Below are 23,813 nucleotides of genomic sequence, written 5' to 3'. Positions count from 1 at the left end.
GGTGCTATCCATCTCCCGAAGAATGAGACGGGCATTCCGCCCGGACAGGAGATGACCATGCTCGGCACCGTCCTTCGCGCCCCCGGCGATATCCGCTGCGAGGAAGTCGCGGAACCGAAAATCGAGAAACCCACTGACGCGATCATCAAGCTGTCGGCGTCCTGTGTCTGCGGCTCCGACCTCTGGCCCTATCGAGGCCTTCAACCGGTAAATGCCCCGCAGCACATGGGCCACGAATATTGCGGCGTGGTCGTCGAGATCGGCAGCGAGGTCAGGACCGTCCGGCCCGGCCAGTTCGTGGTCGGCTCGTTCTGCCTGTCCGACAACACCTGCCCGCATTGCCGCTATGGCTTCCAGTCGTCATGCGAACATCGCGAATTCATGTCGGGCGCGCAGGCTCCCTATGCCCGGATCGCCATGGCCGACGGCACGCTTGTGGCGACCGACACCATGCCGTCCGATGACCTGATCCCGAGCTTGCTCGCGGCTTCGGATGTCCTTGGCACTGGTTGGTATGCGGCCGATGCCGCGCGGGTCACGCCGGGATGCACGGTGGTCGTGGTCGGCGACGGCGCGGTCGGCCTGATGGGCGTGCTCGCGGCCAAACAGCTTGGCGCCGGCCGCATCATTGCCATGAGCCGCCACAAGCAGCGCCAGGAACTGGCGCTCGAATATGGCGCGACCGACATCGTCACCGAGCGCGGCGACGCGGGTGTGGCCAGGATCAGGGAATTGACGGGTGACGTCGGCGCGGACTCGGTGCTGGAATGCGTCGGCACAGAGGAGTCGATGATGCAGGCGATCAATGCCTGCCGCCCCGGCGGCTCGATCGGCTATGTCGGCGTTCCCCATGGCGTCAGTCTCGACGGACAGATGCTGTTCTTCGCACAGAAGAACCTGTTGGGCGGCCCTGCCCCGGTTCGCCGCTTCCTGCCGCACCTGATCGATCTCATCCTGTCGCGCAAGATCAACCCCGGAAAGGTCTTCGACCTCGAAGTGCCGCTCGCCGATGTCGCCCAAGGCTACAAGGCGATGGACGAGCGCTCGGCGATCAAGACGCTTCTGCGGATGTGACGTCCGGATTTCGGATCACACCGAGGACCCCGAAAACTTAGCCGTCCGAGATTTCGAAATCGACGACGCCGGCATGGCTTGTCGGCGCGACCCTGGTCGCCGGAACGGCGACGCGCAGCCGTCGCCCGGCGCCATGAACAACCCCGCTTTGAAGGGACAGCCCGATGGACATCAACTACGACATGAGAATTGAAGCCAAGACGACGCCGTGGAGTGCGGTCATCTGCATGATGCTGACCTCCTTCGTGCTCGTCGCGTCGGAATTCATGCCGGTGAGCCTGCTGACCCCGATCGCCGACGAACTGGCGAGCACCGCCGGCCAGGCAGGTCAGGCGATCTCGATCTCGGGTTTCTTCGCCGTCATCACCGCCTTGTTCAGCAACGTGTTGTTTGCGCGCTTCGACCGGCGCCTGGTGATCCTCTGCTACACCGTCGTGCTCGTGGCGTCGGGTCTGGCGGTCACCTTTGCCCCCAATTACCTCATATTCATGGTCGGCCGCGCGCTCATCGGCGTGTCGATCGGCGGCTACTGGTCCTTGGCGACGGCGATCATCGCCCGCATCGCCTCCGGTCCCGACGTGCCGAAGGCGCTGGCCATGCTGCAAGGCGGAAGCGCGCTCGCCGCAGTGATCGCCGCCCCGCTTGGAAGCTTCCTCGGCAGCCTTGTCGGATGGCGAGGCGCCTTCTTCATCGTCGTGCCGATCGGCATTGTCGCCTTCATCTGGCAGGCCATCGCCCTGCCCCGGATGCCGGGCGGCCAAAGCGGATCGCTCGGCAGGACATTCAGCCTGATGGGCAACCGCACCTTCGCCCTCGGCATGACGGCGATGATCCTGTTCTTCATGGGGCAATTCGCGCTGTCGACCTATCTCAGGCCATTTCTCGAAGACATCACCCATCTCGGGGTCAACGCGCTCTCGCTGGTGCTGCTCGGGATCGGCCTTGCCGGCCTCGCCGGAACCTCGCTGATCCCCGCCGTCCTGCGCTCGCATATGGCGCATGTGCTGATCGGTTTTCCGGCGGTGCTGGTGACCGTCGCCCTGGCGCTTACCGGCCTCGGCCCCTTCGCGCTGGCAACCGCCGGCCTGCTGCTTCTCTGGGGCCTGCTTACGACGCCGGTTCCGGCGGCATGGACGACCTGGATGACCCGGACGATCCCCCACCATCTGGAGGAAGGCGGCGCCTGGTTCGTCGCGCTCATTCAGTTTGCCATCACTTCAGGCGCATTCGCCGGCGGGTTGTTGTTCGATCATGTCGGCTGGTGGAGCCCGTTTGTGTTGAGCGCTGCGGCGATGGCGGGTGCGGCGGTGACCGCGATCGGCGTGACGCGGGCACCCAAGAGAGCCTCATCCTGAGGTGCCCCGCAGGGGCCTCGAAGGACGAGGCGGGCGCCCGGCCTCGGATGGATGCAAGAAGCAGCGTGGAACGTGTCCTTCGAGGCTCCGCCCTCACGGGCTACGCCCCTCAGGATGAGGGAGGTTGGAGGGTGCCGCGCCCCAATAACAGACGGAAGCAGCGTTGCGGCGTGCTTCGAGGCTTCGCCCTCACGGTCTGCGCATCTCAGCATGAGGGAGGTTGGAGCATGTCGCGCTGGCCCCGCGGGAGCGGGAGGATGCGCGCCGCCGCCCCAAGAGAGCCTCATCCTGGGGCGCCCCGCAGGGGCCTTGAAGGACGAGGCGGGTGCTCCACCGCCCTCACCTCTCCAGCTCCACAATCGCACAGCCATAACCGCCAAGCTCCAGCGTGCCCCTCACCGGCTTTTCCCCGTCCAGAAGATCCCGCCCCGCCGGCACGCCGCCGACCGACACAGCCTGATCCGTATAATTCTGCACAAACAGCAGCCGCCGCTCCGCGTTCATCCGCATCGTCACCTCCACGCCTTCAGGCAAGCCGCCGACCAGCGGTTCGATGCCGGCCTGGGGGAAGAGGCGTTCGGTGAGCGCCTCGGTCAGTTCAGGCGTGAGGTAGGTGCCGAGATAGACCACCTGCCCCTTGCCGACCTTGCGGGAGGTTGCCATCGCCTGGCCCTCGGCGTAGCGGTTGGACCAGGCGGCGATCACCTCGACGTCGCTGTCGACGGTCAGGTTTTCGTAGAAGTGGCCGGCGGTCAGTTCGCGGTTGCCGAGCTTGAAGCGGCGCTGGCGGCGGTTGCTTTCGGCCGGTTTGTTCGGCGGGATGACGAGGCCGCCGGAGCGTTCCATCACGTCGAAGAGGCCGTTGGCGCCGGGGGCGGCCAAGCGGCCGAAATCCTCGACGCGCACGCCGGTGAGCTTCGAAAGTGCAGTGCCCGGCGCGGTTTCGCGGATGACATGGTTGTCTTCATTGCGGGTGCCGGTGCGCGCGCCGATGACGACGGTGCCGCCGGAGGCCGCGAAGGCTTCGAGCCTTGCCGTCCATTCGTCCTTCCACATCACCCAGTGGGGCACATAGAAGAGCTTCAGCCTGGAAAGATCGTCCTCGGGATGGATGAAGCCGCAGGCGATGCCGCGGTCATAACAATATTGATGCATGAGGATCGCATCGTCCTGCGGGCTCGGCAGGCCGATCGGATAGGTCTTGTGGGCTTCCTGATTGTCGAAATCGGAGCCGGCGATGCCGACATCCATGCGCACATAGGTGCCGAGGATTTTCGGCTGCAGCGCGATCATCTCGGTCGCGAAGCGCTTGGCCTCCTCATAACGATGGCGGCCGATATCGTCATGGTCGATGATGCCCATCCAGTAGATCTCGGCGCCGAAATGGGCCGGGCGCCAGCGGAAGAACATCAGGCCGTCGGCCCCGTGCGCGACGGAGGAAAGCGCCATGCGGCGTAGTTCCCCCGGCTCCGGCGTCAGCGTGCAGAAGCCCGGCTGGCTGCCGAAGCCAGACTGCTGCTCGGGCACGATGTAATTGCCGGAGAAACCGCGGCAGATATCGAGATGCAGCGCCTGCACCTTGGCGTGGTTGCCGAGCCGCATGAATTCGTCATAGAGCATCGGATAGATGTCGTAGCCGACGAAATCGAGATCCTTGCTGAACTGGCCGCGGAAATCGATGTCTCGCAGGCCGCCGAGATTGTGGAAGACGAACCAGCCGGGTTTCACCGCGCGCAGGATCTCGACCTGATCGTGCTGGAAGCGGGCGGTGGAGAAGGCGAGGAAGCGGTGATAATCCTGCAGGTGGCCGGGGCTCGGGAAGGTCGGGCCAAACTCGATCGGCAGCACCACCTGATCGAAGCTGTCATAGGCCGTCGCCCAGAAATCGCCGCCCCAGGCGCGGTTGAGCTTGGCGATCTCGCGGTATTTATCGGCGAGGAAGGCCTGGAATTCGCTGAGCGTCGCCTGGGAAAAGCTCTCCGGCATGCTGGTGTTCAGCTCGTTATCGGTCTGCCAGCCGACGACATGGGGATTGCCGCGATAATGCTCGGCCATCGCCCCTGTGATGCGCTTGCTGTGCTCGCGAAAGACAGGGCTTGCCGTATCGCAATGCTGGCGCGAGCCGTGGCTCATCGGACGGCCCTTGCCGTCGACCCTTAAAATTTCAGGGTGAGCTGCCGTCAGCCAGCGCGGCGGTGTGGCCGTCGGCGTGCACATGATCGTATCGATGCCGTGGCGCGCGAGGATTGATATGGCGCGGTCGAACAGATCGAAATCGAAGGTGCCGAGCCTGGGTTCCAGAATATGCCAGGCGAATTCGGCCATACGCACCACGTTGAAGCCGGCCTTGGCCATGCGCTCGGCATCGCGCTCCCAATAGCTTTCATCGACATGCTCGGGATAATGCGGCGCACCGACCAGGAAGCGGTCGGTCTTGACGGGGTTCCATACGGAGAGGGTCTTGTCGGACACGGGATTTCCTATCTGTCGAGAATGGTCTTGCGGGCGCTGATCGTGCGGCCGCCATCGGATGAAAAGAGATAGAGTTCGCGGGCATCGAGCTTCAGCGCCACCTTCTGCTCGGCGGCAAAAGGCGCGACATAGCTGAGCTGCACGGTGATGTTGCCGGTGCCGCTCTCCGAGGCGATGGTCTGGAGATTGCCGGCATCGACATAGAGAATGGTTTCGCGGCCGAGATGCTCGACGAGCCGCACCTCCCCTTCGATCGCCCCGCCCTGCCCGCCGTCGGCGACCATCGATATGTTCTCCGGGCGCACGCCGAGCGTCAGGCCGGCGCCCTTGGCGAGAACCGTCGGCTCGGCCAATTCCACCGTCACCGGCACGAGGCCGGGCGCCGAGACAGTCGCGTGACGGCCGGAGACCTCGTCGACTGTGACGCCGAGGAAATTCATTCTGGGCGCGCCGAGGAAGCCGGCGACGAAGAGATTGTCGGGATTGCGGTAAAGCTCCAGCGGCGAGCCGACCTGCTCGATGATCCCCTGATTGAGCACGACGATGCGGCTTGCCATGGTCATAGCCTCCACCTGGTCGTGGGTGACATAGACCATGGTGGCGCCGAGCTCGGCATGCAGGCTGCTGAGTTCGACGCGCATCTGGGTGCGCAGCGCCGCATCGAGGTTGGACAACGGCTCGTCGAACAGAAAGACCTCGGGCGAGCGGGTGATCGCCCGGCCGATCGCGACGCGCTGTCGCTGGCCGCCGGAAAGTTGCTTCGGCCGCTTGTCCAGCTGGTCGGTGATCCTGAGGATCTTGGCGGCGCGCGCCACCGCCGCCTCGATCTCGGCCTTCGGGCGCTTGGCCATGCGCAGGCCGAAGCCCATATTCTCCGCCACCGTCATGTGCGGATAGAGCGCGTAGGACTGGAAGACCATGGCGATCCCGCGATCGCCCGGCTCCTCGCTGCTGACGTCGCGGCCATTGATCAGGATCTGGCCGGACGAAATCGTCTCCAGGCCGGCGATCGATTTCAGCAGCGTGGACTTGCCGCAGCCGGAGGGGCCGACCATGACGATGAACTCGCCTTGCGCGACCGAAAGGTCGATACCGCGCAGCGCATGATAGGCGCCGTAGTTCTTGTTGATCTCACGGAGTTCGAGACTGGTCATGTCTGGCTCTCTTCTGTTGAAACTGAAAACTGCCGATTGCTCATCCCTTCACCGCCCCCATGGTCAGGCCGGCGATGAAGTGCCGCTGCATCAGGAAGAACATCACCACCGGCGGCACGGCGACGACGATCGTGCCCGCCGAAATCAGGTTCCAGGCCGAGACCCATTCGCCGCGAAGATTGGCAAGTCCTGCCGTGACCGGCTTGACGCTGTCGCTGACGGTCAGCACCACCGCCCAGAAATAATCGTTCCAGATGAAGGTGAAGATCAGGATGGCAAGGGCTGCGAGTGCCGGCCGCACCAGCGGGATCGCCACATGGATGAGCGTCTGGAAGGGCGAGGCGCCTTCTGCCCGCGCCGCCTGGAACAATTCATCGGGCAATGCCGCGATGAAATTGCGCATGAACAGTGTGGCAAAACCGGTCTGGAAGGCGACGTGGAAGATGATCAGCGCCGCGGTGGTATCGATCAGATCGAGCTGCACCATCAGATCGCGCACCGGGATCATCATGATCTGATGCGGCAGGAAATTGCCACCCACGAACAGCGCGAAGATCAGCATGTTGCCGCGAAAGCGGTAGCGCGACAGCACGTAGCCGGCGAGTGTCGAGAGAACAAGCACGCCGATCACCGAGGGAATGGTGATGATCAGGCTGTTGAGGAAGTAGCGGGCCATCGGCGTCTGCGTGAAGACATCGGTATAATTGTCGATCACGCCCATGCCGGTCGGCCATCCCCACAGGTTGCCGCCCATGACATCCTCGGTCGTGCGGAAGGAGGTGAGAACGATGGCAAACAGCGGGCAGAGCCACAGCAGCAGCACGATGACGACGGCAAGCACATAGAGGCGGCGCTGCCAGACGGCGGTCTCGGGAATGGGACGAGGATACATCAGCCTCCCCTCTCTTCGGTTCGGATGATGCGGCTGAGATACCAGACGATGAAGACGGCCATGATCACGAACAGCACCGAGGCGATCGCCGCGCCGTAGCCGAAGCGGTAGGAGAAAATCGACTGCTCGAACATCTGGTAGGCGAGCACAGAGGACGATCCGAATGGCCCGCCCGATGTCATCACCGACACCATGTCGAAGGAGCGCAGGGCGCCTACCACGGTGACGGCAATGGCGATGAAGGTCACCTGAGTCAGCTGCGGCAGCACGATGTGCCACAGCATGTTCCAGCCCCTCGCCCCATCGACGCGCCCTGCCCCGATCAGCTCTTCGCTCAGATTGTTGAGGCCGGCGAGATAGAGCACCATGCAGAAGGTGATCTGCGGCCAGAGCGCTGCGATGACGATGGCGAAGGTGACGAAATGCTCGTCGGAAAGCACTGCCGGCGCCACCGCCCCGAAGGCCTTGAAGATCAGCGCCAGCAGCCCAAACTCCGGCGTATAGACCCAGGTGAAGACGACCCCGACCGTGACCGAGGCGAGCACCAGCGGAATGAAGAACAGCGACTTCAGGAAGCGCATGCCCGCGATTTTCTGATTGACCAGCAGCGCGATGGCGAGCCCGATCGGCGGCGCAGCCATGAACATCACAAGCCAGAGGAGGTTGTTCTTCAGCGACACGTAGAATTGCGGATCGTTGTAGAGCTCGACGTAATTGCCGAGCCCGATCCACACCATCGGGCCGAAGCCGTCCCACTCGTGCAGGCTGATCCAGACGCTGCGCACCGCCGACAGTAGGATGACGGTGGAAAACAGCAGGATTGCCGGCGCGATGAGCAAAACCGGGGTCAGCCACCACCGCTGGCGGCGCCATAATGTCTGCATGTCAGGAGCCTCATGTTATTCGTATGAGCTTTTCTGCCCTCAGATCGCTGTCAAAGCCCGCCACCCCCTCCTTTCGTCATGCTCGGGCTTGTCCCGAGCATCTGCCTCCGTTCGATAGGGCAGCAGATCCTCGGCACAAGGCCGAGGATGACGTCGAGTGGGGGGCGGGCCTCGCCGGGAGTAAAGCGACGCCCTCGGCTTGCTGGCAAAGCCCGCCACCCCTCCTTCGTCATGCTCGGGCTTGTCCCGAGCATCTAACCCCGAACCGATAGGGCAGCAGATCCTCGGCACAGGGCCGAGGATGACGTCGAGTAGAGGACCGCTTGCCAACAGACAGGGCTGCGGCAGCAAGCTCAGATCTTATAAATCCGCTTCCGCGTCCCCTCGAGCCGCGTCAGGATGGCCTTACGCCGGTCGGGCTTGGCCATGAATTCCTGGAAGCCGACGAGGCCGGCCTGGGCCATGTCCGGATCGCTGTCGCGGTCGTAATATTGCGAGGTGCCCTGCACCGTCTTCATCGTCTCGACGGCGACATTGACGAGCGGGTCCTTGCTCGGCGGCAGGTCGTGGCGCGGCGGCACGTTGCCGCCCGGCTCCAGATAGGCCGCCAGGTTTTCCGGCTTGTAGAAATAGGCGAGGAAGTCGCGTGCGCCCTGCTTGTTCTTGGCCTTGGCGGGAATGTGGATCGAATTGACCGAGAATTCCTCGAAGTGGCCGACCTTGGCATCGAGCACCGGGAAGGTGGCGTAGGCGAGCTGCGGCAGGTCCTCGGCGGTGAAAGCCGAGCGCAGGAAGGCGCCGAGGTTCATCATGCCGGCTTTCTTCTGCGCCAGAAGGGCCGCGGCCTCCTGCCAGCCGAAGGACGTATGGTTCGGCGTGAAGAAACCCTTCGAAATCATCGCTTCCCACTGGTCGAAGACGGCGGTCAGCGACGGATCGAGATAGCTCATCTCGCCGTTCATCAGCGCCATGTGCTTGTCGAGCCCGTTGATGCGCAGATTCATCTGGTCGAACCAGCCGGCCGCCGGCCACAATTCCTTGGTGCCGATCGCCACCGGGGTGATGCCGGCCGCCTTGCACTTTTCGCCATAGGCCATGAACTCCTCGGCCGTCTTCGGCACCGTGAGGCCATGCTCGGCGAACACGTCCTTGCGATAGAACATGCCCCAGAGCGTACCGCCTGTCGGAAGGCCGTATTGCTTGCCGTCTTCAGTGACGGCGCCGGCCGTCGCACCCAGCACGTCCTTGTATTTTTCCTTCTCGAACAGATCGGAGATATCGTCGAACAGGCCGCGCTTGACGAAGGCGCGCATGCGGTTGCCCGAAAACCAGGAGCAGACATCCGGGGCGCCGGCGACCAGATAGTTGCGGATCGCCGTCTTGTGGGCCTCGTGATCCATATTGTTGATGACGACGTTGACGCCGGCTTCCTTGCTGAAGCCGGCGGCGATCGCCTTCAGCGCGTCGAGTGCGGCGCCATTGTTTTCGGCGGAGATCATCGTGACCTCCTGCGCCTGCGCGATCGCCGGGATCGGAAAGCTGCCGGTCACGGCGGCTGCGGAAACCAGGCCCGCGCCCTTCAGGAAGCGCCTGCGGGTGGTCGACGGAAATTGCTTCAAAAATGCCATTGAATTCCTCCCAGTTGATCGATCAAAACCGCCCGGTCCAAGCCGCCCCCTCCTTGGAACGCGCTCGATCAGGCATCGACGCCGATCCCTCCATGATCCCAAGCGTATAATCGGCTCGGCCTCGGTTGATCAGCGGCCGAACTTATGCATAGATTATTCCAGCCCGCACACCGGGCATGGAGATGCCGATGCCGGCGAGCCTGGCATCCGGGCGGCCGGCGAGCTTCACCAGCTCGGGCAAGCATGCGCTCGCCGTCGGCTTCAAGCTGATGGTGGATTCGGTGGAATGCGTGGCGACCGACCTTGCCACCAATCCGGTCGCCGCCATGCGCGTCGGCCTGGCCGGCCACGATCCGGACGATGTCGCCGACCTCCTGGCCGGCACCGTACCTGTGGGGGAGATGGCCGGCAGGCCAGAGGGGGGCTTGCACGGCACGACAGAGGATAAAATCCGAACAACGCGCCGCGACCTGGATATGGGGAGAACACAAGTGGCTAAACCTTCGCACCCGTCTTCCGTTTCGTCGAGCTGTAACACCAGTTGTTTGGGGAAGCCCTTGCGCCCATCCGATCTCCCCACCTGTGGGGGAGATGCCCGGCAGGGCAGAGGGGGGCTTGCACGGCACGGCTTATCCGGCAAAGGCAATCCCACCGACACACCATCCCTCAAGCCGCCGACGTCGAGCCTCGGACACTCCCCAGCGTCGCAATATCCGTCACTCCGCCCGAGGACTCGAAGTCGAAGATCTTCTGGGTGACGAGGGCGGCAGCACCCCGGGCCCAGGAATTGTCCTCCCAGTCGGGCAGTAGCGGCGGGGCGGTGCGGAAGGTGCGGGCGGCGAGCGCTTCGCGCAGCGGCGTCAGGAAGTACATTCGCTTACAAAAATGCAGGGTTTCAGACACATCCCAAATGCAATCATCGACTGAAATGCCATTGCGGCCGATGAGCCGGAAAGGTCAATTCAGCAAGGATGACAAAATGAAAATGATCCAGGTTATCGCGCTCGCCCTCGCTCTCGGCACCGCGGCGACAGCGCACGCAGAACAACCGCTGCAGCGCACCGATCTCGTCAGGAACGATATCGACGTGCCCGGCCACGAGGCCGTTCAGGTGCGCGTCGATTTCGCCCCTGGCGTTCTCGCACCCAATCATTCACATCCCGGCGAAGAAATCGCCTTCGTGCTCGAGGGTACGCTGGAATACCGGCTCGAAGGCCGGGAGCCGGTGACGCTCAAGGCCGGCCAGTCCCTGTTCATCCCCTCCGGCGTGGTGCACTCGGCCAGGAATGTCGGCGACGGCAAGGCTTCGGAGCTGGCGACCTACATCGTGCGCAAGGGTGAGGCGCTGATCGTGCCCGCCAAGTGAGGCTGCGTCAAGATTGGGGCGGGCGCGGGAAGCGCTCCCGCGTGGACCTTAGCCCGCCCCGTTCCGGTTTAAGCCTATTGCTGCGGCTGCGCCGGCGGCGGGGTGCCGATCTTTTCCAGAACCTTCTTGGCCAGCGCCGGGTCGCTCTGGGCGGCCGTCAGGATCGAGGAATATTCCTCGACGGAGATATCTTTGGAGGCCTCGACGGTATCGACCATCTGCTTCTTGGCTTCTTCCTGCAGCTTCTGCTTGCCGGCCTCATCCTTCGTCGCGCCGATCTTGGCCGAATATTCCTGCCGGACCTTGTCGACCTGCAGATAGGCAACGGCAAAGGCCTCGAGCTTCTGATCGCTGACGGCCGCGGGTGCCGCCGTGCCGCCGCTCTGGCCCTGCATCGGCGCCTGGCCCTGTGCGGCCGGTTGCTGCCCCGCCTGGGCCATCTCCGTAGCCGATGCCGGGCTGAAAGCAAACAGGCTGAAGACAGCAGCGGTCATCATTGCCAGGGATGTGTAACGAGTGATCATATTCGTTCCTTTTCACGTGCATGATTGATCGGCAGCAAAACCACCTCGGTCGATCGCCAGCCGCTGAAAGGCCAGCGAGGTCGCGACCATGGAGCCCTTAAGAGGGCGCGGTGCGGCGGTAACGGGGCCATTTGCTGACGATTGAGCGGCGGCTTTGTGACGTAGGACTGGCCTGGCAGCGCCGATGCCGACGGCGTCCGCTTCGCCTGAGGGTAGCATTGTCGCCGCAGCGAGAGGCGAAGTTGTGCGACCCGTACGGCCATCGTATGGTCCTGTACTACGCCAAACGGAGGAGCCCATATGCCCATCGCCGCTTTACCTGAACCGCCTTATTACATGGTCAGTTTCTCCTCTCAACGAACCAAGCTAGACGATGGCTACGGCGAGATGGGGTATGCGATGACGGAACTTGCAAAACTGCAGCCCGGATATCTCGGCCTCGAAAGCGCGCGCGGCGCAGACGGTTTCGGCATACTCATCTCCTATTGGAAGGATGAGGACAGCATTCGAGCCTGGAAATCAGTCGTCGACCATATCGAGGCGCAAAATCGTGGCCGGTCGGATTGGTACAGCCGCTACGAAATTCGCGTTGGGCTCGTCGAGCGAGCCTATGGCTTCAACATTCAGGAGGCGTGAGGAGGGTCGGTTAAGAAACTCTGCGACGGACCCGTCCGTCAGTGGATTCTTTCCTTACCGCGCAAACCTCTTTGCACCGGCGACACACAGAATAACGGCAACCGTCACAGCCAGCATGCTCCATGTCACGGACTCATGCAGCAGGGTGGCGGCGAGCGCCAGGCCGAAGAACGGCTGGAGCAGCTGCAGCTGGCCGACGGCAGCGATGCCGCCTTGCGACAGGCCGCGATACCAGAAGATGAAGCCGATCAGCATGGAGAACAGCGAGACATAGGCAAGGCCGATCAGCGCCGGCGTTTCTATCGCCGCGAAACTCACCGGCCGGTAGAGGAACGCCACGGCGGCCATCACCGGCAGCGACAGAACCAGCGCCCAGGAAATCACCTGCCATCCGCCGAGCGTGCGCGAAAGCCGGCCGCCCTCGGCATAACCGAGGCCGCAGACGACGATCGCCGCCAGCATCAGCAGGTCGCCGACCAGTGATGCCGTCAGGCCCTGCGTCAATGCGAACCCCGCCACCAGCGCACTGCCGAGAACGGAGAAGAGCCAGAAGGCCGGCTTCGGCCGTTCTCCGCCGCGGATCACCCCGAAGATCGCGGTTGCCAGCGGCAGCAGGCCGATGAAGACGATGGAATGCGCCGAGGTGACGTGCTGCAGCGCCAGCGCCGTCAGCAGCGGAAAACCGACCACGACGCCGAGGGCGACGACGGCAAGCGAGAGGATGTCGCGCCGGCTCGGCCGCTTCTCCCGGAAAGCGAGCAGCAGGCCGAGCCCAAGAATGCCGGCGATCGCCGCGCGCGCCACGGTCAGGAAGACGGGATCGAACTGCATCACCGCCACGCGGGTGGCCGGCAGCGATCCGCTGAAGATCACCACCCCGATAAAACCATTGATCCATCCCGATGCCATGCGGTCCATGATGCCTTGCACTCCATTATTGCCGTCCCTTTATCGGCCGGCACGGATGGTCAGGACAGTGACAGTCTGATACAGTTTTGCAAAACTGTTATGGTGCAGGAAGCAATACGGATGAACGAAGCACGCACACGCGTGGAGACGGTGGTCGCAACGATCCGGCAGCGCATTGCCGGCCGCAGCCTGACGCCCGGCGCAAAGCTGCCTTCCGTCCGCGGGCTGGCGGCGACGCTGAAACTGTCGACCTCGACCGTGGTCGACGCCTATGAGCGCCTGGTCGCCGAAGGCGCGATCCTGGCGCGACCGGGCTCCGGCTTCTATGTCGCCAACCAGGCCGCACCCTTTGCGCTCGCCGAGGCCGGACCGAAGCTCGACCGCGCCGTCGATCCCTTCTGGATATCCCGGCAATCGCTGGAGGCCGACGAAACCGACCTGAAGCCCGGCTGCGGCTGGTTGCCGCCTTCCTGGCTGCCCGGGGAAGGCATGCGCCGTGGCCTGAGGACGCTTGCCCGCGCCGATGGGCCAGCGCTCGCCGACTACGGTTCCCCCCTTGGACTGCCGCCGCTGCGCCAGCTGATTTCGCGACGCATGGGCGAACGGGGGATCGAAGTCCCCCCCGACCAGATCATGCTGGCCGAGTCCGGCACCCAGGCAATCGATCTGCTCTGTCGTTTCCTGCTGGAGCCTGGCGATACGGTGCTGGTCGACGACCCCTGCTACTTCAATTTTCACGCGCTGCTGCGCGCCCATCGGGCAACGATCGTCGGCGTGCCCTACACCCCGTCCGGTCCCGATATCGAGCTGTTTGCCCAAGTCGTCGCCGAACACCGGCCGCGGCTCTACATCACCAACTCCGCCATCCATAATCCGACGGGCGCCACGCTTTCCCCGGTGACGGCCCACCGGCTTCTGAAGCTTGCCGATCAGCACGATCTGACCATCATCGAAGACGATATCTTCGCCGATTTCGAATATGCGCCGGCGCCCCGCCTGGCCGCCTTCGACGGGCTCGATCGGGTCATCCACATCGGCAGCTTTTCGAAAACCCTGTCGGCCTCGGCCCGCTGCGGTTTCGTCGCCGCCAAACCGGAATGGATCGACGGCCTGACCGATCTCAAGATCGCCACCTCCTTCGGCGGCGGCCGGCTGACGGCGGAACTGGTGCTGAACGTCTTGAGCGACGGCAGCTACCGCAAACATGTGGAAACGCTGAGAACCCGGCTCTCCCGGGCGATGAGCGAGGTCTCGGCTAGGCTGAAGGACCTCGGCATAAGGCCCTGGCTGGAGCCCCAGGCCGGCATGTTCCTCTGGTGCCGCCTGCCCGATGGGATCGATGCGGCCGACGTGGCGCGGGCGGCGCTGGAAAGAAAGATCGTGCTCGCCCCCGGCAACGCCTTCAGCCTGTCGCAATCGGCGACGAATTTCATGCGGTTCAATGTGTCGCAGACGCTCGATCCGCGGGTGTTCGAGGTGCTGGGGGATGTGTTGGGGAGGCAAGGAGTGTGAGGCAGGGATTGGGCCGAAACGCTGCGGGCAGCATTGCGGCATCCGTGGTCACTTCGCACCAACCTCTCCTTCGTCATTCCTGTGCTTGTCACAGGAATCCAGTGCGCCCAAGTCCTTGGGCGCGGAAGACTTTCTTAAAGGCTGCCTGGAGTCATTCACGGCGCAGACGCGCCGTGGCTGGATTCCTGTGACAAGCACAGGAATGACGGAGGAGAGATTAGGCGCTAATCGATGGAGGGCCAGGTGCCGCACGGCATGCCCCTTCATCATCATCCCATTCAACAGCAACCCTCAAAACGACCGATTAACCGCCTTGTCGTTCTCCAGCCGCGTCACGCAGCCTTCGAGTTTGGCGAGCAGCAGGTCGAAGTCGAGTGGCTTGGTCAGGTAGTCCGCCGCCCCGGCGCGAAGGCCGGCGAGCGTGTTTTCCCGGTCGGTCAGCGCCGTCAGCAGGATGAAGGGGATGTTGGAGAGCTCCGGGTGATTGATCTGAATTTCCGCCAGCAGCTGGTGCCCGTCCATAACCGGCATCGAAATATCGCTGATGACGATGTCGGGCCATTTCGACAGGATCATCTCCAGCCCTTCGGCGCCGTTGGAGGCCTCGAGCGTCCTGTAGCCGGCTTCGTTCAACTCTTCGACGAGAAGGCTTCGGATCTCGACTTCATCTTCTATGCACAGGACTGTAACCATAAACTTTTCCCTAAGCTGCAACATGTTGGTCTGCCGATAGAAACTCTATAGGCAGAAGAATGGTAAATGACGTGCCCTTGCCGAGCTCGCTCGTCACCTCGACGGTGCCGCCATGCAGTTCGATGACCTGCTTGACGACGTTGAGCCCGATGCCGGTTCCGGCAATGCCCGTCGCGCTGCGAGCGCGATAATAGGGCTGGAACAGCTTCGGCAGATCGTCCGCATCCATGCCGATGCCGCTGTCGGCGATCGAGATCACCACCGTCTTTTCATCAACCCGGGCGCGAAGATGGATATCAGGCGCATTGGGCGAATATTTGACGGCATTCGAAATCAGGTTGGTGAAGACCTGTTCCATCGCGCTGCGGTCGAAGATCAAACGATCGGGTATGGGCTCGAGATCGAGATGGAAGACATGCGAGCGGCTGAGGTGGCGCTGTCTGTCGCAGCACGTCACCAGCAAGGCTTTCAGATCGCCTTCGCTCCGCTTCAGCGTAATCTCTCCGGTTTCGAGCCGGCCGCTGGCGAGGATGCTCTCCATCAGATCGACCATGCGTACCACCGCGCTGCGGATGACGCCGGCTTTTTCGTGAACGTAATCGCCGCTGACATTGGTGGTCGAGCGGCAGAGCCGCTGGGCGGCGGCGTCGATGATTGCGAGCGGCGTGCGAAACTCGTGCGAGGCCATGGCGACGAACTGGCGCTGCAGCGCATTCACCTGGCGTTCGTGCGCCAGCAGCCGGTCCAGTTCCTCCCGCTGCCGCTCGATCTCGGCGGTGCGATCGGCCACCATTTCTTCCAGATGGTTGCGGTGATGGGTGAGCTCCGCCTGGCTGTCCAGCAGGGTCAGCGAGGTGCGATGCAGACCGCGTCCGAGCCAGAAGACGACGGCGATCAGCAGCGCCAGGCAGCCAAGTCCCGCGGGCGCAATCTGTTGAAGCAGCATGAATCCGGGCAGGATCGGCGGCCATACGAGATAGCCGATCGTGCCGCCATCATGGGACAAGACCGGCACTTGGGCCCGCACGTCCTCACCTTTCGTCGGCGCGAAATGCAACCCTTCGAGCCGTGCATGATGAGCGATGCTTTCGGCGGCCTTTCCATCGATGAACTTGACCGAGACGGCGATGAACTCCTGGCCCGCCTCGATCTGCATTCTGGCCGAACTCGGCAGAATGGGCCGCGCGCTGGCGATCGCCGGCCTGCTGCCGATCATCATCGTGCGCACCGTCGCCAGCTGGCCAAGCGGTTTGGCGCCGGGCTTTTGAGCCTGCTCGACAAGAACGGCGCGCATCTCCCCGGCGAGTGCGGTCATTTCCTGGCCGTCGTCGCTGCCAAGCCGCGGCGGCATGGCATCCGCCCCGTCGCGGAACGCAAACATCAGGCGATTGCTGTCGTCGAAGATATAGGTCCGGTCGTGCCCGAAATACCGGCTCGTCCACAGGCCGACATTGTCGAGCAGCCATTCATGGTTCCGCTGCTTGACGTAAAGGAAGGCGTCGTCCCATTTGGCAACGCTTTCCTGTTCCCGGGGAAGCGCTGCGATCTGCTCTTCCAATCCTTGGGCGACAAAGTCGGCCTGCCGGCGCAGCGAGAGATCGTCGACCTTCACAGCGGCGAGCCAGGCAAATCCGCACAGCAACACAGCCGCAGCACTGGTGAGCGTCACCAATACGAATGTAATGTGGGATGTTAGCCTGACCTTCAATATCTGCAACCTTTTGACGGCGCCTGCTGCCGAGAAATTGACACGCAAAGGTTGACGGACCGTGAATTATACGCTCCCCTGAGGTCTGCGGCATGTCTTCAATAGACATTCGCGATCTTCGAAGGGAAAACGCATGGACGCCGCCGCATCGCCGGATATGTCAGGCATGAGGGTCGAACCGATCGCTGCTGCCCATATCGACAGTTTTCATCACGCGCTCGATACGGTCGCGCGGGAGAAAAAATATCTGTCCATGCTTGAGGCAACGCCGCTACCGGAAACGCGCGCGTTCGTCATGGGCATGATTGCAAAAGGCAATCCGCAATTCGTTGCTATCTCGCAAGACGAGGTCGTCGGCTGGTGCGACATCAGCCGGCATTCCTTCCCGTCGCATGCCCATCGCGGAAAGCTCGGAATGGGAATCCTTCCCGCCTATCGTGGCCAGGGCCTCGGTCGAAAGCTCATCGAGACGACATTAAGAGCCGCGCGAGAAGCCGGCTTTGTCAGGGTCGAACTCGATGTTTACGACGACAATCTCCGGGCGATCGCACGCTATGAAAAACTCGGCTTCGTGCGTGAGGGCATGATCCGGCGCGCCGCGCGGATCGACGGCCGGTTCATCGATGCGATCGGCATGGCGCTTTTGTTCGATGAGCGCGGCTCGAGCTAGTGCCTTGCCTCGGCGATGAGGATGCGGCGCTTGATGGCGGACGCGTGCGCGCGCAGCCTCCAAGAGAGCCGCCTCCTGAGGTGCCCCCGCAGGGGCCTCGAAGGACGAGGCGGGCGTGCAGTCGTCAGATGAATGCAAGGAGCAGCGTCGCGGCGCGTGCTTCGAGGCTCCGCCCTATGGGCTGCGCGCCTCAGCATGAGGGGCGTTGGTGGATTCCGCGCCTGCAATCACAGGCGTTGAGGGATGCGGCAGCCCGATAGCAGGCGGTGGGGTTTTGCTCCGGCTACTGTTACGCCAACGTCTCGCGCCAGCGGCCAAGAGAGCCGCATCCTTAGGTGCCCTGCACGGGCCTTGAAGGACGAGGCGAGCGTGCAGACGTCAGATGGATGCAAGAAGCAGCGTCGCGGCGCGTGCTTCGAGGCTCCGCCCTATGGGCTGCGCGCCTCAGCATGAGGGGCGTTGGTGGATGCCGCGCCTGCAATCACAGGTGTTTATTGATTCAGAAACACAACAACAGGCGGTGAGTTTGGCTCCGGCTACTGTTACGCCATCGTCTCGCGCCAGCGCCCAAGAGAGCCTCATCCTGAGAGCTTGTGAAGCTTTTGAATCTTGTGCGTTTCAGGCCAGTGTTGGCTGGTCTTGGCTGGCTGATGCCATCGAGCGTTAGCCGATTACGCGGTGCGTTTTGATGGTCGCGTGTTGGCGTCAGGGTGATTGCCCTGGTTTAGCCATTGGCAAGCCGATGGCCTTGCAGGATATTGTTGGTGAGTGCGTAGCAGAGCACGACGGCCTGGACCTTTTCGATGCCGCGCACCGTCAATTGTCGCAGATTCCAGTTGCGCCAGCGGGCATGGATGCATTCGCAGATCGAGCGGGGTTTGTACTGAGCCTTGCCCGTCTCGCTTCCCATGCGGGTCCGCCAGGTTGACACACCCGCACCGTCGCCGCGCCGCGGCAAGAAGGGATCGGTTCCGTGTTTGGACTGCGTGGGCGGACAAAAGACCTCGACCCCTTCGCCGTGCGCCCACTCGATATCTTCAGCGCTGCAAAAGCCGCCATCGGCGAGATAGCGGCGCGGCAGATGGCCGCTCAGCGCGCGCAACCGCTCCAGCATCGGCCGCATGAGGCCGCGATCGGAGCCGGCATTGGTCACCTCGAGCCCGACCACGAACTGCTCGCCGGCGGTGCTCGCAACCTGCACATTATAAGCCGGACGGAAGCCGCCGTCGGCCATCTTCATCACCCGCGCCTGCGCATCCGTGCTGGAGGCGCGCGGCTCCTTCGGCTTTTTGCCATTGCCGCGCTTTTCTTCGCGCGCTTGGCGATGGCGCTGAATCTCGTCAAGAGCGGCCTTGGCTGCTCTGAGCCGCTCGCCGCGCTCACGCGCCGCTCGTTGCCTGGCAGCCTCGATGCGCCGAGTGCTGGCATCCGAACGCGCATCGACCTCGCGCTTGAGCTGATCCACAACCGCCTCGGCAATGGAAAGATGCCGATCAAGCGTCGCCTTGCGGCCGAACGAGGCGGCACCCGCGCTCGCCCGGACCCGCACGCCATCCTGCGCCAAATTATCGAAAGCGACGAGGCCGGCATCGGCAAGCGCCGCCAGATGCTCGGCCAGCAGCCGGTCGAGCAGATCGGCGCAACCAACCCGAAAATCCGACAGCGTGTGATAGTTCACCGAGACGCCGCCGCACAGCCAGCGATAGACGTCGTGGCTCCCGCACAGCCGTTCCAGCGCCCGCGCACTGCCGACGCCATCGCTGCTGGCATAGAGCCACAGCGCCAGCAAAAGCCGTGGCGAAATCGGCGGATGGCCCGGCCGCTGCTCACGCGCTTTGATCCGATCTTCAAGCGCGCTCAGATCCAGTCCCTCGACATAGCTCCAAATCACGCGCACCGCGTGATCCTGGCCGATCAAGCTGTCGATATCCACGGCACGCAACTCGATCTGATCGCGCACCGGCTCGCGCATGCGCGCCGCCCCGCGCCCCGCCTGAGCACTGCGCTGCGATCCATGCACCGGCAATCCTTCGAACAGCTCGTCGCTCACCATCATCCCCCAAGCAAATCAACCACCCAACAGAATCACAATCCCATCGACACCGCCACAAAACATTCACAGGCTCTGAGGCGCACCGCAGGGGCCTCGAAGGACGAGGCGGGCGTGCAGTCGTCAGATGGATGCAAGGAGCAGCGTTGCGGCATGCTTCGAGGCTCCGCCCTGCGGGCTGCGCACCTCAGCATGAGGGGCGTTGGAGTGTGCCGCACTCTTGATAAAGAGGTGTTGGAGGTGGCACTCCGCCCTGACGTCAATGGCGCTGCCCTCACCCCGGCCGGCGCACCGCGCGGATCTTGCCGCTGCCGCCGCCGCCGCAGAAGAAGCGGTCGGCGCCGTCGGATTCGAGGCCGGAGACGCCGGTGCCTTCGGGCATGTCGAGCCGCTCCAGCACCTCCCCTGTTTCGGGGTCGATGCGCCTGACGTCGCTGTCGTCGCCCTCCCAGGTGCCGTGCCAAAGCTGGCCGTCGACCCAGGTGACGCCTGTCACCACGCGGTTGGATTCGATGGTGCGCAGAATCTTGCCGGTCTCCGGGTCGATCTGATGGATCCTGCGGCCGCGGTGCTGGCCGGCCCAGAGCGTGCCTTCAGCCCAGGCAAGGCCGGAATCGCCGCCATTGCCGGGCGCCGGAATGGTGGAAAGGATATGGCCGGTCTTCGGATCGATCTTGTGAATGACGTCCTCGGCGATCTGATAAAGGAACTCTCCATCGAAAGCCGTCCCGGCATGCGACGCGACCTCAATGGAGCGCACCACCTCGCCGCTTGCGGGATCGAGCGCATTCAGCTTATCGCCCGAGGCAAACCAGACATGCTCGCCGTCGAAGGTGACGCCGTTGACGCGCTCAGCGCCGGGAAAAGGCCCATATTCACGCAGGATATTCGCAGCTGATTTTTTCATCTCTTCCTTCCCTGTTACTCCGATCATCCTAATCGCTCGGCAGCGGCCCGGGGAGTAACAAGATCGTCGGGAAACCAGGCAGCGGCAGGCTCATCCAGCGCCGTGCCCGCCCGCGTCCCAGCGAATGCACCCTGCCTTCAGCGGCGAGGGAATCCAGCGCCCGCTGCACGGTGCGGGGGCTGGCGGCAAGCGCGATCGCCAGCGCCGAACTCGACCACGCCTCCCCGTCGGCCAGAAATGCGAGCACCGCCCCATGCGCCCCTTCGACGAGTGGCGCCAGCACGGCAATCTCCCGGGCGCCGCGCGGGGAAAGCGCAAAGCCGCGCTTCGTCGCCGAAACCTCGGCCAGCCCCCGCAGTTCAGCGCGCAGCCGGCCTATCTCGACGCGCAGCCGGGCGCGATGCGATTCATCGGCATGTTTGCCGCGGAAGGCGCGGGCAATCAGCGTACCCCTTGCCACATCCCCCGGCCAGGCTTCGGCGAGCGTGCGGGCAAGTGCAAACAGCACCGGCCGCGTCGCGAGCGAAACGGCGGTGCCCGCGTTCCACACCACATGGCGGCAGGCATCGACGACGAGCGTGCCGGAGGAAAGCAGTGCTTCCACCTCGGCGAGCAACAGCGGACGTTCTTGCCCGCGCGACATCAACCGCGCCGCCGGGGTGTCGAGCACCAGCGCAGCGGTTTCGACCTCCGCCGTCAAAGCGGGGATCGCGGCCGCGCGTGCCGAAAGCCTTGCCCGGCCGAGGGCGACGCGAGCTGCCTGCGTCTGCAGGCGCCGAACGGCGATGCCGGCCGCCACCAGTTCGTGAGCAGCCCGCAGCGCCGGCGGCAACGGTGCCGGATCGAGTGCTGCGAGCGCGCGCTCGGCCTCGTCGAGGCGGCCGATCAGCACCAGCCGGCGGATCGTGACATTGCCCGCATGGGCGGCATTGACCTTGTCGCCATGCGCTTCCAGCACCCTGCGCGCTGTTTCGAGCGCCTTCGGCGGCCAACCGAGATCGCGCGAAACGAGCGCGATCTCGGCCTCGGCGACCACGCAGCGCGCCCGCGCCACCGCCTCCCGCGGGCCGAAGGCGCGTGCTGCACTCTTCAGCAGCACCTTGGCGCGGGCGAGATCGCCGAGTTGGGCCATCGCGATGCCGCGCAGCGCCAGTGCCGGCCCATCGTCGCGCAACGCCACCCGCTTCAGCGCGCCGAGTGCATCGCCCGTCGCCAGCGCCCGCGCCGCGGCTGTGATCAGCGAGTCCATTCAAATCCCGTCACACTTGTCACTCCCGCCATTTCCCTGCCCGGCCGTAATCTGCTGAGACCGGCAGGCAACATTGCGCCGGATGCTACGACGATAGACAGGCAAAGGAGAAGACCCCATGACGGCACAGTTGACCGCAACACGCCAGCAGTGGCTGGCAGCCAGGCTCGATCTGCTCGAGGAAGAGAAGGAACTGACCAGGCGGAGCGACGCGCTGGCGCTGAAGCGCCAGCAATTGCCGCGTGTCGGGATCGATAAGGAATACCGCTTCGACACTGAAGGCGGCAACGTCCCGCTGAAGGACCTCTTCGGCGGCCGTTCACAGCTTCTCGTCTATCACTTCATGTTCGGCCCCGATTATACCGCCGGATGCCCGTCCTGCTCCTCGATCGCCGACGGTTTCAACGGCTTCTTCGTCCATCTCGAAAACCACGATGTCGCCTTCTGGGCAGTGTCGCGCGCGCCGCTCGCAAAGCTTCAGGCATTCAAGCAGCGCATGGGCTGGAGCTTCCCCTGGGCCTCGTCCTTCGGCAGCGATTTCAACGGCGATTTCAGCGTCTGGTTCAGCGCCGACGTCCAGCGCCGAGGCGATATAGAATACAACTACCGGCGTGAGCCGCCCGTCCCCGAACCGCTCGCCGGCCAAATCGTGCAGCAATGGCAGCAGCCTGAAAGAGAAGGCCCGGTAGGCCAGATTGCCGCCATGACGGGCACCGATGTCATGACTTACACCCGTGACCGGCCCGGCGTCAGCGCCTTCGAACTCATCGACGGCGCCGTCTACCACAGCTATTCCAGCTATGCCCGCGGGCTCGACGGACTCTGGGGCATGTACCAATGGCTCGACCGCGCACCCAAGGGCCGCAACGAAACCGGCATCTGGTGGCGTCACCACGACCGCTACGGCAAGGAGTGACGGAGATGCTGCTTTCGGCCCACACCGCAAAGAGAGGCGACGGCAACGCGTCTCTCAACACCACCGAATGGCTCTCACTGGCCGCCGCGGCAGACGGATCAGTTGCTAAGTCGAGCGGGAGGCTAACTAACCCGGTCGGCCGCATCGCCGCCCATGCCGCCGACCGGTTATCATTCGCCGCCGCCCCAACCTTCGCGCTTATGGCACTGCTGACGGCCGCCACCGGCAGCGCCGACATGATCTGCACCACGACGCCGAATGCCTTCCCGATCGGCGGAATGGTGCCGATGTACCTGCTGATGAGCAGCTTCCACCTGACACCCTGGCTGCGTCTCGCCGCCGGCTGGCGAGGCTCAAACCGGAGGTGATGGTGCCGGCGCCGCGCCATCTCTCCTCCGTCATTCCTGTCTGGCTTCGACCCGAGGACAGGAATGACGGAAATTGAGTGCGTTCTCGCCAAACCTTCTTCTGACGGGCCAGGGCGGGGCGATCGATTCCCCGTTCCGCACTGCTCCACTCCGCCGTCTCTGGCTCACCACCTTTACCGACGCGCCGCATTCATGCCTTCACCTCGATGAAGTCAATCGGCCCGCCGGCAACGTCATCATTAAACACCGCGCATGAAAGCTTGCCGCCGAAGACGCAGCCGCTGTCGATATTGGTGCGGTTTCCTGTCGTCGCCGGGTTGGACAGTGAGGGAGTGTGGCCGTGGACCAGATGTTTGCCCCAATAGTCGCTGGACTCACCGGGCGGGAACCGTAGCCAGAGAAGATCGCGCTTGGTCTGCCGTTCCAGCGGAAATTCCGGAACAACGCCGGCATGGACAAAGATGCGATATCGATCAACATGCATGAGGGGACGATCGCCCGCCCATTGCAAATGCTGAGGCAGAACCCTGCCATCATAGGACATTTCGGTTTCAAGTCCGCCATTGCTGATCCATATGGCTCTGTCGTCGCTATCGGCATAAGCAGCGACCATCATGTCCTCATGATTGCCTTTGAGGCAGATCCATCGCCACCGGTCGGACGGACCGACAATGAGCCAGTCGAGGACACTTTTGCTGTCTGGTCCGCGATCGATATAATCGCCAAGGAAGACCACCGTGCCTTCGGACGCATAAGCCTCGATACGATCGATCATCCTTTTCAGTGGATCGATACAGCCGTGGATATCACCGATGGCGAACGTGTAGCGCATGTTCCAAGCCTCTC

The 23,813-nt window shown here is 63.6% G+C and carries 23 protein-coding genes and 2 pseudogenes; 10 read left to right on the top strand and 15 right to left on the bottom strand.

Annotated elements, in window-relative coordinates:
- Positions 1-57: 57 nt before the first annotated feature.
- Together QMO80_RS21205 and QMO80_RS21200 are read left to right on the top strand one after the other, a co-directional pair.
- A complete protein-coding gene (locus QMO80_RS21205; RefSeq protein ID WP_283198235.1) occupies positions 58-1,074 on the top strand; it encodes a zinc-dependent alcohol dehydrogenase family protein in 1,017 nt (338 codons plus the stop codon).
- A 164-nt stretch (positions 1,075-1,238) separates the two neighbouring features.
- Positions 1,239-2,429: an MFS transporter gene (locus tag QMO80_RS21200; protein ID WP_283198234.1), complete on the top strand. Its 1,191-nt coding sequence runs from the start codon at positions 1,239-1,241 to the stop codon at positions 2,427-2,429.
- Between the two features lie 339 nt (positions 2,430-2,768).
- Here QMO80_RS21200 and QMO80_RS21195 read toward each other — a convergent pair whose 3' ends face one another.
- From QMO80_RS21195 to QMO80_RS21170, 6 genes are all read right to left on the bottom strand, one after another.
- Positions 2,769-4,901 (bottom strand): beta-galactosidase, encoded by a 2,133-nt coding sequence (locus tag QMO80_RS21195; protein ID WP_283198233.1) that lies wholly within the window; start codon positions 4,899-4,901, stop codon positions 2,769-2,771.
- An 8-nt stretch (positions 4,902-4,909) separates the two neighbouring features.
- The gene (locus QMO80_RS21190; protein WP_283198232.1) at positions 4,910-6,055 is read right to left on the bottom strand and encodes an ABC transporter ATP-binding protein; all 1,146 of its coding nucleotides are present in this window, start codon (positions 6,053-6,055) and stop codon (positions 4,910-4,912) included.
- A 40-nt stretch (positions 6,056-6,095) separates the two neighbouring features.
- Positions 6,096-6,947 carry a carbohydrate ABC transporter permease gene (locus QMO80_RS21185; protein ID WP_283198231.1) on the bottom strand — a complete coding sequence of 284 codons (852 nt, stop codon included), beginning with the start codon at positions 6,945-6,947 and terminating at the stop codon, positions 6,096-6,098.
- Positions 6,947-7,831 carry a carbohydrate ABC transporter permease gene (locus QMO80_RS21180; RefSeq protein ID WP_283198230.1) on the bottom strand — a complete coding sequence of 295 codons (885 nt, stop codon included), beginning with the start codon at positions 7,829-7,831 and terminating at the stop codon, positions 6,947-6,949. The genes QMO80_RS21185 and QMO80_RS21180 overlap by 1 nt, the downstream gene beginning before the upstream one ends.
- Before the next feature lie 353 nt (positions 7,832-8,184).
- A complete protein-coding gene (locus QMO80_RS21175) occupies positions 8,185-9,459 on the bottom strand; it encodes an ABC transporter substrate-binding protein (protein ID WP_283198229.1) in 1,275 nt (424 codons plus the stop codon).
- A gap of 142 nt (positions 9,460-9,601) precedes the next feature.
- Positions 9,602-9,787, bottom strand: coding sequence for a hypothetical protein (locus QMO80_RS21170; protein ID WP_283200259.1), 186 nt, complete (start codon positions 9,785-9,787; stop codon positions 9,602-9,604).
- Between QMO80_RS21170 and QMO80_RS21165 the strand changes: the two are divergent.
- Positions 9,699-9,878, top strand: a pseudogene (locus QMO80_RS21165) (sugar kinase); the annotation flags it as partial. The gene QMO80_RS21170 and the pseudogene QMO80_RS21165 overlap by 89 nt on opposite strands.
- A 247-nt stretch (positions 9,879-10,125) precedes the next feature.
- Here the strand turns inward: QMO80_RS21165 and QMO80_RS21160 are convergent.
- Positions 10,126-10,326, bottom strand: a pseudogene (locus QMO80_RS21160) (sugar kinase); the annotation flags it as partial.
- Between the two features lie 112 nt (positions 10,327-10,438).
- On the opposite strand from QMO80_RS21160, the gene QMO80_RS21155 reads away from it, so the two are divergent.
- The gene (locus QMO80_RS21155; protein WP_283198228.1) at positions 10,439-10,825 is read left to right on the top strand and encodes a cupin domain-containing protein; all 387 of its coding nucleotides are present in this window, start codon (positions 10,439-10,441) and stop codon (positions 10,823-10,825) included.
- A gap of 74 nt (positions 10,826-10,899) precedes the next feature.
- Here the strand turns inward: QMO80_RS21155 and QMO80_RS21150 are convergent, their stop codons facing one another.
- On the bottom strand, positions 10,900-11,349 hold the full coding sequence (locus QMO80_RS21150) for a DUF4168 domain-containing protein (protein ID WP_283198227.1): 450 nt from the start codon (positions 11,347-11,349) through the stop codon (positions 10,900-10,902).
- Positions 11,350-11,649: 300 nt separating this feature from the next.
- Here QMO80_RS21150 and QMO80_RS21145 point away from each other — a divergent pair, with 300 nt between their 5' ends.
- Positions 11,650-11,985: an antibiotic biosynthesis monooxygenase gene (locus tag QMO80_RS21145; RefSeq protein WP_283198226.1), complete on the top strand. Its 336-nt coding sequence runs from the start codon at positions 11,650-11,652 to the stop codon at positions 11,983-11,985.
- 54 nt (positions 11,986-12,039) lie between these two features.
- On the opposite strand, the gene QMO80_RS21140 is transcribed toward QMO80_RS21145, so the two are convergent.
- Positions 12,040-12,903, bottom strand: coding sequence for a DMT family transporter (locus QMO80_RS21140; protein WP_283198225.1), 864 nt, complete (start codon positions 12,901-12,903; stop codon positions 12,040-12,042).
- A 90-nt stretch (positions 12,904-12,993) separates the two neighbouring features.
- On the opposite strand from QMO80_RS21140, the gene QMO80_RS21135 reads away from it, so the two are divergent.
- Positions 12,994-14,406 carry a PLP-dependent aminotransferase family protein gene (locus QMO80_RS21135; RefSeq protein ID WP_283198224.1) on the top strand — a complete coding sequence of 471 codons (1,413 nt, stop codon included), beginning with the start codon at positions 12,994-12,996 and terminating at the stop codon, positions 14,404-14,406.
- Positions 14,407-14,697: 291 nt separating this feature from the next.
- Here QMO80_RS21135 and QMO80_RS21130 read toward each other — a convergent pair whose 3' ends face one another.
- Entirely contained in the window at positions 14,698-15,099 is a 402-nt protein-coding gene (locus QMO80_RS21130; RefSeq protein WP_283198223.1) for a response regulator, read from the bottom strand.
- Positions 15,100-15,109: 10 nt separating this feature from the next.
- On the bottom strand, positions 15,110-16,855 hold the full coding sequence (locus QMO80_RS21125) for an ATP-binding protein (protein WP_283198222.1): 1,746 nt from the start codon (positions 16,853-16,855) through the stop codon (positions 15,110-15,112).
- 85 nt (positions 16,856-16,940) lie between these two features.
- Between QMO80_RS21125 and QMO80_RS21120 the strand changes: the two genes are divergently transcribed.
- Together QMO80_RS21120 and QMO80_RS21115 are read left to right on the top strand one after the other, a co-directional pair.
- Positions 16,941-17,477 (top strand): GNAT family N-acetyltransferase, encoded by a 537-nt coding sequence (locus tag QMO80_RS21120; RefSeq protein WP_283198221.1) that lies wholly within the window; start codon positions 16,941-16,943, stop codon positions 17,475-17,477.
- 466 nt (positions 17,478-17,943) lie between these two features.
- Positions 17,944-18,144 carry a hypothetical protein gene (locus QMO80_RS21115; RefSeq protein ID WP_283198220.1) on the top strand — a complete coding sequence of 67 codons (201 nt, stop codon included), beginning with the start codon at positions 17,944-17,946 and terminating at the stop codon, positions 18,142-18,144.
- A gap of 57 nt (positions 18,145-18,201) precedes the next feature.
- Here QMO80_RS21115 and QMO80_RS21110 read toward each other — a convergent pair whose 3' ends face one another.
- The 3 genes from QMO80_RS21110 to QMO80_RS21100 form a co-directional block, all read right to left on the bottom strand.
- The gene (locus QMO80_RS21110) at positions 18,202-19,533 is read right to left on the bottom strand and encodes an IS1182 family transposase (protein WP_283196684.1); all 1,332 of its coding nucleotides are present in this window, start codon (positions 19,531-19,533) and stop codon (positions 18,202-18,204) included.
- A gap of 268 nt (positions 19,534-19,801) precedes the next feature.
- Positions 19,802-20,434: a PQQ-binding-like beta-propeller repeat protein gene (locus QMO80_RS21105; protein ID WP_283198219.1), complete on the bottom strand. Its 633-nt coding sequence runs from the start codon at positions 20,432-20,434 to the stop codon at positions 19,802-19,804.
- A 28-nt stretch (positions 20,435-20,462) separates the two neighbouring features.
- Positions 20,463-21,683 carry a helix-turn-helix domain-containing protein gene (locus QMO80_RS21100; RefSeq protein WP_283198218.1) on the bottom strand — a complete coding sequence of 407 codons (1,221 nt, stop codon included), beginning with the start codon at positions 21,681-21,683 and terminating at the stop codon, positions 20,463-20,465.
- A gap of 118 nt (positions 21,684-21,801) precedes the next feature.
- On the opposite strand from QMO80_RS21100, the gene QMO80_RS21095 reads away from it, so the two are divergent.
- Both QMO80_RS21095 and QMO80_RS21090 read left to right on the top strand, forming a co-directional pair.
- Entirely contained in the window at positions 21,802-22,599 is a 798-nt protein-coding gene (locus QMO80_RS21095) for a DUF899 family protein (RefSeq protein ID WP_283198217.1), read from the top strand.
- Between the two features lie 5 nt (positions 22,600-22,604).
- The gene (locus QMO80_RS21090; protein WP_283198216.1) at positions 22,605-22,967 is read left to right on the top strand and encodes a hypothetical protein; all 363 of its coding nucleotides are present in this window, start codon (positions 22,605-22,607) and stop codon (positions 22,965-22,967) included.
- 190 nt (positions 22,968-23,157) lie between these two features.
- Here QMO80_RS21090 and QMO80_RS21085 read toward each other — a convergent pair whose 3' ends face one another.
- Positions 23,158-23,799 carry a metallophosphoesterase family protein gene (locus tag QMO80_RS21085; RefSeq protein WP_283198215.1) on the bottom strand — a complete coding sequence of 214 codons (642 nt, stop codon included), beginning with the start codon at positions 23,797-23,799 and terminating at the stop codon, positions 23,158-23,160.
- Between the last annotated feature and the right edge of the window lie 14 nt (positions 23,800-23,813).

It is taken from the genome of Rhizobium sp. BT03, from assembly GCF_030053155.1.
In the GTDB taxonomy this organism is placed as follows: Bacteria; Pseudomonadota; Alphaproteobacteria; order Rhizobiales; family Rhizobiaceae; genus Rhizobium.
This window is presented reverse-complemented; position numbering and strand designations above follow the sequence as displayed.